General features: G+C 34.4%; 13 protein-coding genes. 3 read left to right on the plus strand and 10 right to left on the minus strand.

Annotation, left to right across the window (positions count from 1 at the left end; all coding sequences use genetic code 11):
• Nucleotides 1–659: 659 nt before the first annotated feature.
• From AB1467_00520 to AB1467_00530, 3 genes are read left to right on the plus strand one after another with little or no spacing between them, the layout of a single operon-like run.
• Entirely contained in the window at nt 660–1,109 is a 450-nt protein-coding gene (locus tag AB1467_00520) for a hypothetical protein (protein MEW6294765.1), read from the plus strand.
• Entirely contained in the window at nt 1,087–2,568 is a 1,482-nt protein-coding gene (locus AB1467_00525; protein ID MEW6294766.1) for a 6-pyruvoyl-tetrahydropterin synthase-related protein, read from the plus strand. The genes AB1467_00520 and AB1467_00525 overlap by 23 nt, the downstream gene beginning before the upstream one ends.
• Nucleotides 2,569–3,546, plus strand: a complete 978-nt coding sequence (locus AB1467_00530) for a lysylphosphatidylglycerol synthase transmembrane domain-containing protein (GenBank protein ID MEW6294767.1) — start codon at nt 2,569–2,571, stop codon at nt 3,544–3,546. It begins immediately after the preceding gene.
• A 22-nt stretch (nt 3,547–3,568) separates the two neighbouring features.
• Here the strand turns inward: AB1467_00530 and AB1467_00535 are convergent, their stop codons facing one another.
• The 10 genes from AB1467_00535 to AB1467_00580 all read right to left on the minus strand — a co-directional run bounded on the left by AB1467_00535 (nt 3,569) and on the right by AB1467_00580 (nt 13,289).
• Nucleotides 3,569–4,279 carry a polyprenol monophosphomannose synthase gene (locus AB1467_00535; GenBank protein ID MEW6294768.1) on the minus strand — a complete coding sequence of 237 codons (711 nt, stop codon included), beginning with the start codon at nt 4,277–4,279 and terminating at the stop codon, nt 3,569–3,571.
• 25 nt (nt 4,280–4,304) lie between these two features.
• Nucleotides 4,305–5,444, minus strand: a complete 1,140-nt coding sequence (locus tag AB1467_00540) for an A24 family peptidase C-terminal domain-containing protein (protein ID MEW6294769.1) — start codon at nt 5,442–5,444, stop codon at nt 4,305–4,307.
• Nucleotides 5,445–5,474: 30 nt separating this feature from the next.
• On the minus strand, nt 5,475–5,645 hold the full coding sequence (locus tag AB1467_00545; GenBank protein MEW6294770.1) for a hypothetical protein: 171 nt from the start codon (nt 5,643–5,645) through the stop codon (nt 5,475–5,477).
• 18 nt (nt 5,646–5,663) lie between these two features.
• Nucleotides 5,664–5,819: a class III signal peptide-containing protein gene (locus tag AB1467_00550; GenBank protein MEW6294771.1), complete on the minus strand. Its 156-nt coding sequence runs from the start codon at nt 5,817–5,819 to the stop codon at nt 5,664–5,666.
• Between the two features lie 27 nt (nt 5,820–5,846).
• The gene (locus AB1467_00555) at nt 5,847–6,017 is read right to left on the minus strand and encodes a class III signal peptide-containing protein (GenBank protein ID MEW6294772.1); all 171 of its coding nucleotides are present in this window, start codon (nt 6,015–6,017) and stop codon (nt 5,847–5,849) included.
• Between the two features lie 14 nt (nt 6,018–6,031).
• The gene (locus tag AB1467_00560; protein ID MEW6294773.1) at nt 6,032–6,202 is read right to left on the minus strand and encodes a class III signal peptide-containing protein; all 171 of its coding nucleotides are present in this window, start codon (nt 6,200–6,202) and stop codon (nt 6,032–6,034) included.
• A 98-nt stretch (nt 6,203–6,300) separates the two neighbouring features.
• A complete protein-coding gene (locus tag AB1467_00565; GenBank protein MEW6294774.1) occupies nt 6,301–6,444 on the minus strand; it encodes a class III signal peptide-containing protein in 144 nt (47 codons plus the stop codon).
• 20 nt (nt 6,445–6,464) lie between these two features.
• Nucleotides 6,465–7,439, minus strand: a complete 975-nt coding sequence (locus tag AB1467_00570) for a type II secretion system F family protein (GenBank protein ID MEW6294775.1) — start codon at nt 7,437–7,439, stop codon at nt 6,465–6,467.
• A 5-nt stretch (nt 7,440–7,444) separates the two neighbouring features.
• On the minus strand, nt 7,445–8,605 hold the full coding sequence (locus AB1467_00575) for a type II secretion system F family protein (protein MEW6294776.1): 1,161 nt from the start codon (nt 8,603–8,605) through the stop codon (nt 7,445–7,447).
• Nucleotide 8,606: 1 nt separating this feature from the next.
• Nucleotides 8,607–13,289, minus strand: coding sequence for an ATPase, T2SS/T4P/T4SS family (locus tag AB1467_00580; protein ID MEW6294777.1), 4,683 nt, complete (start codon nt 13,287–13,289; stop codon nt 8,607–8,609).
• Nucleotides 13,290–13,291: the final 2 nt, after the last annotated feature.

Below are 13,291 nucleotides of genomic sequence, written 5' to 3' on the forward strand. Positions count from 1 at the left end.
GGTTTCATTTGGCCATGAGCAAAAATATTTATGAAAACAAAGGTTTTTTTGTGTGGGATGAGTGGAGAAATCAGCTCTACAATTATTATCCAGGTATTCATGCATTGCTTGTTTCATTAAAACTTTTAACAAACATGGACTGGATAATTTTAATAAAAATAATAATTTTCATTTTTTTTGCGCTTTTAATAATTATTCTAGCAAAGGAATTCAAATTCTACAGCGCTTTAATCCTTATATCTGCACCTGCCTTTTGGCACAGTATGACCATAATTTTCCCACAAATGCTCGAATTTTCCTTGCTTTTGGTCTCCCTTTGGGCTGCAAAAAAAAATAAATTTTCTTTGTTATTTTTTAGTTTTATTTTTTTAATTATGTTCCATTGGCTTACTGCAATCTGGTTTATTTTTGTGATACTCCTATTTATAAAAATAGACAAAATAAAGAAAGTTTTTTTATTCGCTGCAATTTTTTTGTCTTTTATTTTTCTAATAAACCCTTTCAGCAAAAGCCTTCCTTTTGCTTTTTCGTTTAACACGCCTTCTATTCTAGAGTTACCTTTGTGGTTATATTTAGGTTCTTTAACATTAATTGGTTTACTGCTTGCTTTTTCAAGAAAAAAAATAATAAAAGAAAAGATTGAGCTAACTTGGTTTCTTATGTTATTGCCTTTATATTTTTTGCATCCCATAAGAATCAGTTATATTTTACTCCCCGCTGTTATTTTGGGGGCAACAGCATTCGAGTATTATCTGCCTAAATTACAAGCATTATACTCAAAGAACTCCAAGAAAAAATTGTTGGTTGGCTTTTTTCTTTTACTGCTATTATTTAATTTAATATTTTTCTCAAGAGCCTATTTTGATGCGGGGGCACATGCAACATCCTGGACAGCACTTAAGGTTGAAAAAATTGCGGGGGGCATCCCTGAAAACTCAAGGGTATATACAAACATAATTGTTTTAAGAGAAATGCTTATATTCACAAAAAACATTAGAGCAAGAGATTTGAACGAAGCAGATTATGCCATCACAAAAAAACCATTAAATAATAACTGGGAGATAATATTAAAAGCAGAGCAACTTTATGTACAAAAGAAACAACATTAAATTTCAGTTGTTGTTTGTATTTCTTGCAACTTTTTTTTTATCAATACTTATTTTTAAATTAATAGATTTAGCGCACATTATATTTTTATTTCCAAAAGAAGATTATTCAGTTCATTTGGCCAAACTTTTTTTCTTTTCGAAATACGGCTTTCATGAGTTAGTTCCAAATTGGTATGACGGATTTATCCTATTTCAACATTATCCCCCAGGATTCTATTTTTATTCAATACTTTTCTATAAATTGTTGGGAAACCTTCAACTTGCTTTTTATTTTTCTATTATTTCAATTTATGTTTTAGGTTTAATTTCCGTTTATTGGATGGGTAAAATTTTAAAACTTTCTAAAGTTAATACTGCCCTTTTTGCAGGGATATTTTTTGCTAACCCTATTGCAGTTGAAAGCTTTTTTTATTTTGGTAGAATAACAGAACTTTTTGCATGGGTTTTATTCATAATTCTTATTTGCTTTCTTTACTATTATAAAAACAGAAAATTGGATAAGACGTTTTTATTTTTAGTTCCACTATGTTCACTTATTATTTTGACCCACCCTGCCATACTGAGCTTTTCTCTGTTTTTATTGTTTGGATTCATTTTATACAAACAAAACTTTTTTGAACGAATTTATGCAGTGTTGTTAATTGCTTTCAGTTTTCTGTTAACTTCTTTTTGGTGGCATCCTTTTATTTTTAGTAAAGCTACTTTTTGGGATAGAATTTACGAGATTATATGGGAAGCAATGGCTTTTTATTCTGAAAAACTTATATTAAGAGAAAACTTATTCTTTTTTATTCTCCCCCTGTTTTTCCTTATAATACTGTTTTTTTATCTAAAAAAATTTCCAAAGGAAAATAGTTTCTTTTTGCCAGTTATTGTATTGTCAATTTTGTGCATCACTAAGTTAATTGCATTTATTCCAATTTTAAATAATCCTTATCCTTTATCTTACCATATTTTTTTTATTTTTATGATTTTACTAATAATTTTTAAAATAGATACCAAATTAATGGCAAGGTCAATTGTTACACTGATATTAATTTTGTTGTTGGTTTATTCTATTTTGATTATGCCATATTCTACTAAAATCCCAACATTTGAAAAAAATGACCCGCAACTTCTTCTACTCAAAAAAGTTGATGCCCCATTTGTTTTTGTTGGGTATTATATTGATGAATTTTCAATTTATGGTCCAGCTGCTGTCTTGTATGACCTAAAAACACCTTTTGGATGGTTCCCTCAAGAAGAATCTGAGAAAGCGAGAAATTACAGATATAAATTGTTTGACTCAATTGATAAAAATGATTGCCCCCCAATAAATGAAGCAATGGATAAAGTTGGGGCAGTTGAGATAATTACGGTTGATAACAAGTGTTCAATTTTAAAATATTGTGGCTTACATAAAATAGAAAAAATTAATAATGCCTGCTTATATAAGGTAATTAATCTGGGGAATAATTAAATGTTTTTTCTCAGAAAAGGATTTTTCGTTTTAATTGGGTTGGCACTCTTTATTTACATTCTGTTAAAATTAAATATATTTACATCAATCTCTTATATTTTTAAAATGAATTTATTCTTTTTTTTACTTTATTTAGTGTTAAATGCTTTTATTGTAATTATTAAGGGATTGAAGTGGAAAATTTTAATTTTGCCTCTTGGAAAAAACAAGTCTATATTTTTTTGTGTTAAATATTTTCTTGTTGGTTTTTTTTGGAGTGTTATTACCCCCGGCAGGATTGGCGAGTTTGTAAGGGCTTTTTATTTGAATAAAGATTTGAAAAATCTGGGAAAATCTTTTTCAACGGTTTTTATTGACAGAGTACTTGATGTACTTGTTTTATTATTTTTAGGGGCACTGGCAATATTGCTTTTTTCTTTTTATTTTAATTTAGTGCTAATTTTCATTCCTATTTTGTTGGGAGCCTTATTTGTTGCATTGGTTATCATTATTTTTTTCTTTAAAAAAAAGTTAGTAAAAAAAATATTGAAACCTTTTTTTGGCTTTTTTATTCCAGAAAGTTATAAGAAAAAAATTAGTTTGAATTTCGATTCATTTTATAATAGTTTAAATATTTCCATTAAGAAGCCAAAATATTTAGTTTCTGCTTTCATTTTTACTTTTCTAATTTGGTTTCTCTCAATGATTGCAGGTTATTTGATTGCCTTGTCTTTGAACATTCAAACAAGCTTTCTTTTTATTGCGTTAATAATTCCGATAATTAATTTAGTTGACATAATCCCCATTTCTATTTCAGGTATTGGAACGAGAGATGCCGCCTTAATCTTTCTATTTGGCTTTGTTGCATTAAGCAAAGAACAAGCTGTTTCTTTTTCTTTGATTTATCTTTTTTCAGGTTACTTTCTGATAGCCTTGGCTGGAAGTCTATTGTTTATTAGAGAATCAATAAAACCAAAGTTTAATCTTGAAGATAATTAAGCAATTTTTTTATTGAATAAAATCAGATTCTCGAAAAAAATAAACGTAAGATTGTAATCAAGTATTTTAAAAATTCTTTTCTTCCAAGTTTTGATTTTCCTTGAGAACGTTGCCAAAAAATAATAGGTATTTCTTTTATTTTTGCCTTACTTTCACAGGCCAAAAAATTTGTTTCTAAAATGAAAGAATAACCATTTGATTGAATTTTATCAAAATTTATTTTTCTTATTAATTCTTTTTTGAATCCCCTGTAGCCTGAGGTAAGATCCCTTATTGGAATACCTAAAAATAACCTTGACAGCCTATTAGCAACACTGCTAGTGAGATGTCTTTGCCAGCCCCACCCAACAATTTTCCCTCCTTTAACATACCTTGACCCAACCACTAAATCTACACCACCATTATTAAATTCAGGGATAATTTTTTCTAAGTATTTCGGGTCATGCGATAAATCACCATCCATTAAAACAATGATATCCCCCGAAGCCTCTTTGACACCCCTTCTGTATGCTGAACCAATCCCAAGCTTTTTTTCTCTGTAAATCATTTTTAATTCCTTAAATCTCTTTTGCATTTCTTTTGCTGTTATTTTAGTGTTATCGCTTGAATTATCATCAACAATTATTAATTCCCCCTTAACTCCCAATTTATTTAATTCTTCAAATATTTTTGGGATCAATATTTTTATATTTAAGCCTTCATTATAAGTTGGAATTATCACAGATACTTTCAAGTTATTTCACCGTTCTACCTTCTGTCTAACCAAAAAATAACAACCCCCATAATAAATCTCCAACAAAACCCAATAAAATGAATGCTATCAGTACTGCTGGAACCATTGGGGCAGTAATCTTTACTGTAATCTCTTCACCCAACTTTTTTTCTTTGGCTAATTTTTTTAATTCGCTTATTTCTTCTATTGTAAGCCCCCCGGCTCTGTGTGCGCTAACAATCTCTTTTCCTTGGGGCTTTAATGGACCTAAAAGAGCTGGAAGGTTTCTTGCTTTAACATAATTAATAATCTTTTTGAAATTTAAGGGTTCTTGCTCAACTATTTTTCCGTCAACAACATAAATTGACTTGTCTGGAACCATTCCTTCTTCAAGCTCTGAAACCTTAACCTTCTTTTTTAGTACCTCGCTCCTGCTTATTGCAAACAATTTGAATAAGGCATAGACTCCAATGAATAAAGCAAATAAGTAAACGAAGTTAAGAATAGATGGAACCAAATTGCTTCCTAAAGCATAAAAGAATATGACAACAGACAAAATCAAGCGGACTCTCCTATTTATTAATCCGCTTACAATCAACAAAATAAAAATTAAAACTGCCTGCAATAACAAGTCTTTCAGATAAAGTGAAATGACTGCATTCAATCCAACAATTAATGCAGCCCCCTGGAAAGACTGGAATAATTTAACCTTAAAGTCTTCCTTTATTTTTTTTTTGATTTCATTGTTTTTCTTGATTCCATTTAGTGCAAGAAAGGCTCCATAAGGAACCATTGAAAAAATGCTGAAAATGAAAAGGGTTAAAGGAAAAATTGGAAGGCTTACTGAAGAAAACAAAGAGAATTTTATGCCTAGAAGTTCGCTGAAAGCAGGGAAATTCAAGGGCATTAAAGCCGCTATTCCTGTGAAAAGCTTTACGTCGCCTCCAGCCCAAACCCCAAGCTTCCATAAACCATAAGCACAAGCAAAAGTAACAGCAGTAATAATTGCTGAAACCAACAAGATTATTGCATCAAAAAAATAAAAAGCCTGCAATGCATGCAATCCTAAACCTAAAACAATCATTCCATAAGAGAGTTTATTGCTTACAATCCTTTCTTTAAGGTCAGTATAAGAAGCAATAATTAATGCAATTAATGCAATAAAAAAATAAGAAAAAGAAAACAAAAAAGGAGGGAAAAAAATATTTAATCCCCCTTATTCTATTAAGGAACTAATGGTTCTTTCCCTGTAATCTAAAATCTTTGCTCTGGCAGTCTGAGACTGCACTCTTAGATTGTCCAGCAAAATTGCTGCAGCAAGCACTAGCACAATACCAAAAAGGACAGACAGCAAGTATTCAATTGAAACCTGGGCTTTTTCTTCCATAAAAGGCTCTTCCTTAATTCAGATTTGATTGAGGAATTGATTCAGTTTGTTTGTAGCTGCGTTTTTTGTGGGGTCAGCAAGACCGCCTAATACCACTACCACAATTGCTGCCAACAGTACTGCAGCCCCTAACAATAGCAAATACTCAAGTGCTGCCTGAGCCTTTGAATTCATCAACTTTCCTCTTTACTTTGTAATAATTTATAATGTATTATATAGCGCGTTCCATCTTGTGTGGTATACCCCTGATGCATTATTGGCTGCCCCTGGATTTACTGCGCCGGTGAGTATTACTATTACTATTGCTGCTATGAGTACTGCTCCTCCTATTAGTAGTAGGTATTCTAGTGCTCCTTGTGCTTTTGATTCCATCTTAAAACCTTTTTTTATGCTTTGCCGTATAGCGCGTTCCATCTTGTGTGGTATACCCCTGCTGCATTTGTTGAGGATCCTGAGCTTCCTAATGATGTTAATATTACTATTACTATTGCTGCTATGAGTACTGCTCCTCCTATTAGTAGTAGGTATTCTAGTGCTCCTTGTGCTTTGTTCTCCATTACTTTATCCCTCCTTTTTTTTGGAATTAAAATAATTGATATTAATAATAGCTCTGCCCCTTTAAAAAGTTTTTGCTTTGGAATCCTTTTTTTGAGGGTTAAGGGTTATTTATTTCGTTTTCCACTCTGCCCGGAAATGTCTTAAGGTATGCCCCCACAATTATTGCTACTACCACCGCTGCCACTATTATAAGCAGGGTTTCAATTGCCGTCTGGGCTTTCTGCTCTTTTAGGAAGTTCATTTTCATTCCACCTGTTTTATTTAAATTGTTCCGCCTACTCCGCTCAATAATATTTCTGAAATGATTTTTGCTGCAAAGTAAACTATGTACGCTATAAATAAAAGAACTGGCAGATATATAATACTTTTGCTTTTTTTGCCTTCCCTCATCAAGGAAATCATAATGCTTGAAGCAAGAATTGCAACGAAAATATAAATTTGAAGCAACAGCAGAATAATGTTTTTGTCGTTCTCTGCCTTTGCTGCAACATCTGCCGGAACCCCACCCAAAGTCGCAGCAGAACTTATAAGGAAAGCAACTATGGTTGAAACAAGCCCGAAAATGAACGGGGTTACAATGGCAGCAGCAACAATCATAAAGAGAACCTGCATTAAGGTCCTGCTTCTCCTTTCATGGTGAATCCTGTTAGTGTCCCTAATATCTTCAGCTATTTCATCTAATACGTCTGCAAGGCCTGCCCCAGCCTTAACTGAATCAATAATTATGGTAACGCATCTTTTCACGAGCCTTGAATCAACATTCCTTGAAAGCGTGAGAAGAGAGTTCTCAAAATTCTCTCCCTCCTCCAGTTTCCTGAGCACATTGCCAATCTCTTTTGTTAGGGGCCCGAAATCCGAGGTGGCAATCTCCCTTAACGCATATTCATATGTTCCTCCAGCCCTTAGAATGTCTGCAATCTGCTTTAATGCTTCAGGCAGGTCTGCTTCAATTTCTGTTATTCTTTGCGCGCCCTTGATTACCGGATAGCCTAACATCAAGTCTATTATTACAATAAATATTACGAAGATGAGAATGTATGCTACCCCAATTAAGTTCATTACAGTGAGCAAAAGGTAGGTGAGGGCTGACGCAACTGCAGCGATTACAGCTGAAATGATTATCCAGAGTAAAGGGTCTACTTTCAGGTTCATGTCCTCCAAGTATTTTTCGTAAGTCTTAAGCCTTTTTGAGTCCCTCAAAAAGGAAATCTGCTGGTACAATCTTAATTTCTGCATTTTTTTTACACCTTCGGCTGAGACATGCTAATAAAAATTATCAAATACAATAACATCATTGGCATGAAAAGCAAGTAAAAGGCAGCAACCATTGGGGGGTCTAATGGAATTGCAGCGAAAATGCTTGTCCCTGTCTGTGTGGGTGTTGTATGAACGCCCCCTAATATTGCAACAAACACTGGAATAACTATCGCCATGTAAATGAATATTACTCCAAAGAAGTTCATTTTTTCGGCGAAATCCCTTATCTTTACCCTTAACTCAAAGCTTACGTCGTTTGCAATGTCATTCATTATTTCAGAGAGATTGCCTCCTGTCTTTAATGCCCTTATAATGTGAATTAATGAATTCCTTAATGCTTTTGACTGGGTCCTTAGAGCGAAGTGCCTTAAGGCAAGCTTTGTGTCAGTGCCTTCTTCTATTTCTGTTATAGTTCTAGCGAATTCTTCGCTTAATTCCCCGTAATCTGCTACAGCAATTGTCTGGATTGTCCTGTAAAGGCCTATTCCTGCCTTTAATTCTGTTGCCATGTGCCTTAAAGCGAAAGGCAGTTCCTTGCTTATATTGTCGCCCCTCATTTGCGCTTTCCTTTTTGGAATCATAAAGCAAACCACAATCGTTATAATTGTTACCATAAAGGTAGAGAGGATTATGAGCAGTACTTTTAGAATTACATTGATTGGAAGCAATGTAAATATAATGCTGAAAAGCAGACCGCTTATAATGAACATAATCAATGCTGCTGCAGAAGTTATTGCCATGAATTGTTTCCCTGAATACTTCATGTTTGCGCTGTAAAGATAGAAATTCAATTCTTTTACTTGAGGGAATTTTTGAATGAATGCATCAATAGGCCTTGTGATTGCCCTTAAAGCAAGATAAAACTTTCCAAGGTCCCTGATTAAAGGGCTCCTGAACCCTTTAAGGTCTTCCACGGTCTGCACTTCAAGCTGCGCCTGCTTTCCTTCAGCAATAATTCCCCTTAATTCTTTCAGTCTTCCCCCCACTTCCTCTAATTCAATCCCTTCCTCTGAATACTTTCTCTTCATTTTGTCTACAATTCTGTCTACCTGCTCCATGTTCACTGATTCGTACGCCTGCGCCTGCTCCTTCTTTTCCTTTTTTTCCTCAATTACTTTCCTTAATTCTTCTATTCTGGTAGGCATTTTAATTCTCTCTCCTGCTCAACAAAAATTTTTGTATTTCCTTTGCTACCTCAGGCAAAGCCCTGATCTTTTTTGAAACAAGCCTTTTGAGGACGCTCTCTCTTTCCTTCAATTCCTGGTCTAATTGTTTTCTTGTATAACCAGTAAACTTCATTAAAGTTTTTAAGTATTCGCTTTGAACATTAGTCTGCTTAAGAAGATCATTGACTGGATCCCTTTCATACAAGCTCTGCGTTGTAGTTTTTCCTTCAAGCACTCCTGTTACTTCAGCAATTTCAGTGAACCTTCTTATAGTGCCTTTCTTTCTGTCGTGAATCCTGTGCTCTACAATTATCAAATCCAGCCCAGAGAGCATTACCTCAGGCACATTCATCGGGGGGCTTGTAATCCTCACAATAGTCTCCTGGGGCGAATTGGCGTGGATTGTTCCAAGGCAGTTTGAAACCATTAAGCCGTTTGCGATGTAAGTGTGATAATTGCTTAAAGTAAAATCATAGAATGTTTTAGTGCTTTCTTTTCCTTTTATTTTTTTTATTTTATCCCAGAAAATACTTTCGCTTGAAACAGAATTCAAGTGCAGCATCAGTTTTCTTGTTTCACTTAAATAATTATTATTTTCATTCTTAATTTTCTCGTTGAATTTGTTTATAAAAAAAGAATTGATTTTTTTTACTGCGCTTTTTGAAGGCATTCTTTTGTTGCACTCAATTGCATTTATTGTGCTTCTTGTTTTGCTTCCAAAGCATTTTTTGGCGAGCTCTTTCTGGCTCACCCCCAATCTTTTCCTTATTGAAGCAATAATCTTTCCTGCTGAAGGAATTACATCAACATTTGTGTTGTCTTTTTTTCCTATTATTCTTCCAAGCCTTTCAGTTTTTTTTGGATGGCTAAATCCAATGCCTTCATTGAATTTTTCAAGGTTTTTCTGACCGCTAACTGTTATCCTGTAATAGGGCCTCCAATTCCCTTTTCCGTCTTTTTCTTGCATATTAATCCTTGAATGTATTCCAAACCTGCTTAAAAGCAAAGGAATTTTATTGCGCAAGTTTTTATTTGATGTTGAAAAGAATATTGTTGACCTGTGCCTTGATACGCTTCCTTCGCAGTCAAATAGTCCTCTTAGAAAAGATGAAACAACATTATTGCCAGATTTTTCTATTATTTTGGGAACATTAAATATTCTTGTCTTGTTCCCGAAAGGAATTTCATAAGTTGAATTAAGTTTTCTGCTTAATTCAACAGAGTTTATTAAGCTCCTGAAAGTATTTTCGTTTTTCTTCCTGGAAGTTTTTATCCTTGCATGGAACTCTTTTTCAATTATTTCATTGAATTTTTTGTGCAGTTTTATTTCATTATTTACAAATTCAATTCTGTCTCCTCTTAAATGGCCGTCACCTAAAATTAATCCTACAGCATAAGCCATTTCTTCGTCTTGTTTTTCTCCCCTCAAACAAATCGAATTGATTGAAGCTATGTAGTCCCCCTTCTCGCATTCAGAGCAGTGAACTTGCTCCAGAAAACCGTCTTTTATCCTGAAAATTGGGTGATCTGAAGATAACTTAATCTCTTTTCCTGAAGCCATTTTAATTTCAACTGATTCTGTTTTAATGTTTCTCCTCCAAATCCTTTCAATTAAAGCCTCTTTTTCCTTTAAGTCAGTTTTGTCTACCGCAATAATTGAAGGCTTTTCTTTTAATTCAACAAATTCAAAGCCTTTTTCCTTCTTTATTTCACTTTCACCAAAATATTTTTGGCTTAACTCTTCTATTCTTTGAATGCTCCCATCAGCCATTTGAATCAAAGAATTTTCCATTATTGCGCCGTCATGGCCTGTGTTCATTGCAGTGAATAAGGTGAATGCTTCATCATGCCTTACCTCTCCTACAATTATCCTGTCAGGCCTCATTCTAAGAGAATTTTTTGTGAGCACATCCAATGTTATTTCTCCGGTTCCCTCTAATCCAGGAGGCCTTGCCTCCAAGCTTATAATATGCTTTAAGGGAAGGTTTAATTCTGCTGTATTATGAACAAAAATATTTGAGCAAACAAAGTTTTCGTATTTTGGAACTGACAGATCATACACGAATATTTCTTTTTTTGGCAGAAGCCTTACTTCTTTTACTTGATCCCAGAAGATGTCAGAGTTTGCAAGCCATTCTAATTCTTTGTTTTCGTGTGCTGACATTATTTTCTGCACAAATCTTCTTCCCATCACTGAATGCCCTGAATAATACTCGTGCTGTAGTTTAAGCTCGTGCCTTTTGCTTTGAAGGAAAAGCATTGGAAGGGGAATTAAATCTGTTGAGTCGTGAGTGGCTTTTCCTTTTAATGCAATTTCAAAAGCCCGCTTATTTTTTTCTTCTTGGATGAAGCCAATCTTTTCCATGAACAGTAGTATTTGGCTGTGCGACGAAATTCTTCCTTTGAACGATTTATCTTTCAAGTATCTTTTTGTAGCACTTCTCGGCATTATTCCTATTCTTAAAAGCATTATCTGGATGTCTTTCATTAACTGTTCAGAGCATGAAGTCCATTCAATCTCGTTTTTTCCTATTGTGCCATCGCCGGAAAAGTATCCTCTTAAAAGACAGCTTGTCTGCTGGTTGCTTAAAGCGTGCATCCAATCAGGAATTTTTTTAGTGAAAGAGTTTCCTTTTAATCCCAATACTTCAGCCATTATTTTTTTTAGTGTGCTTGAATTAATCATAAAGCTGAATTTGTCTGAATGAATTTTGGGTTCAGTGCTAAACCTTTCGGCAATCTCTTTTATTACTTGTTCAATTTCTTTTTCATTGGCTGAAATTATAATGCTGTTTTTGTCATAGCAGCCGTCAGCAATCCATAACCCGATGAATTCAAGAAAAACTTCGTCTATTTTCATTGCTGCCGGAATCTTTCTTGAGTTAACTTTGGATTTAATGAAAATTTCTTTGGTATCATTTAAATCAATTAAGCCTTTCTCGCAAAGCTTTTTGAATAATTCAATTTTTATTATTCCTTTTTTCTTCCATTGGCTTACAGAGCATTTTCTGCCTTTGCCTGTTGTGCCTTTGCTGTATTTTTCAAGCTCTAAAAACCCAATTTTTTTTATTTTTTCTTGAAGGGACTGCCCTACAACAAAGCACTTTTCGAGTTTGCCCATATGTTCAAGCAGGTTAATTTCTTTTATTGGTTCACAGTCAAAAAGTTTTCTTGGGGCGGCCACAAAACTGCCTTGCTTTAAGCTGCTTGTTTTAATGGGAGCAATTTTTGCTTCTTCATTTAAAGAAAAAAGCGAGTGGTCTTGTGTTACCTTTATTTTTTTTCCGCTCCTGAAAACAATTTCATACATGTTTTTGTTGGTTTTATGCCTGACGAAAGAGTCAATTGCTGCCTTTTTAATTTTTCCATTTTCATCGAAACAAATGGTTTCAATGCCCTCAAAATTAAAGCTTCTTTCATGGCCTGCAAAAGAATAACTGCAGCCGTTTTCTTCTATTTTTTTGTCTATTAATTCTCCAATCCTGATTTTTCTGGGTTTATTGTCTTTGAATACAATTATTTCTTCTTCTCCGTCAACACTATCTTCAATTGTCACTATCCTTTCTCTTTCAGGAATAAAGGATGCAAGCACATTCAATGTTGTTGTCTTTCCTGAGCCTGTCCCTCCTGTAATCAGAATATTTGCAGGCTTTACGCCCAAGCCGTCAACGCAGAGCCATAAGAATGCTGCTGCAGGAACGTCCATTGTATTATAATTGATTAAATCAACAACAGAGTAAGGGTCTTCCCTGAATTTTCTTATTGTGAGGGAAGCGCCAGAAATTGATGCTGGAGGAATTGTTGCGTTCACCCTGCTTCCGTCAGCAAGCCTTGCGTCAAGCAAAGGAGCAGAAATGTCAACCCTTCTCCCAACCTCTCTTGCAATCCTATTGATTAAGTCAATTATTTCGTTGTCTGAGAGGAACTCAATGTTTGTGACCATCATCTCATATTTTCTGTGGAAAACATAAACAGGCTTTTTTGACCCTATCACCATTATTTCCTCGAGCTTGTCATCCCTTACAAGGGGGTCAATCATTCCGTACCCAACCATTTCCCTTACGACAGCCTCAGCGTAAAAATCGAATCTTCTTTCAGGGATATTGAGTTCCTGGGAAGACTGCAGTATTTCAATTATCTTCTGCTTGTATACTGTCCTTCTTTGTTCTGGGTCCCTTATCTTGTAGGGGGCAATGCTTATTATCCTTGTGGCAGCCTCCTTTATTGTGCTTATGATTGTCCTTTCCCCTAATGCAGGCTTGCTCACAGGGATGATATAGTATAATAATTCTTTTTCGGGCACCCTGTAAATTTTTACTTCCCCGTAAGAGTCAATCAATTCCTTTTTTGACTGCTCTAATTCGGCTTCAACAAAAGATAATTCCTCTTCTTCTTCCCTTCTTTCAATCCTTTCTTTTCTGCTCTGCTTTTCCTTTTCTTTTCTTTCCCTTTCCTCCCTCACTTCTTTTCCCTTTCTTTCCTCTTTTTCTTCCTCCTCAATTCTTTCAGGCTTTTCCCTTGCAGGCTTTTCAATTATTATTTTCTTTTTTAATTCCTCATAACTCAATTCTTTTTTTGGCCTGCCCTTTGTTTTCTCTTCTTCTAATTCTTCCTCTTTTGCTTTCTTTGCTTTCTTTATGAGGTCGTCTAAATAAGAAGGCATTC

The sequence above is a fragment of the Candidatus Diapherotrites archaeon genome, from assembly GCA_040755695.1.
GTDB lineage: Archaea > Iainarchaeota > Iainarchaeia > Iainarchaeales > 1-14-0-10-31-34 > JBFMAK01.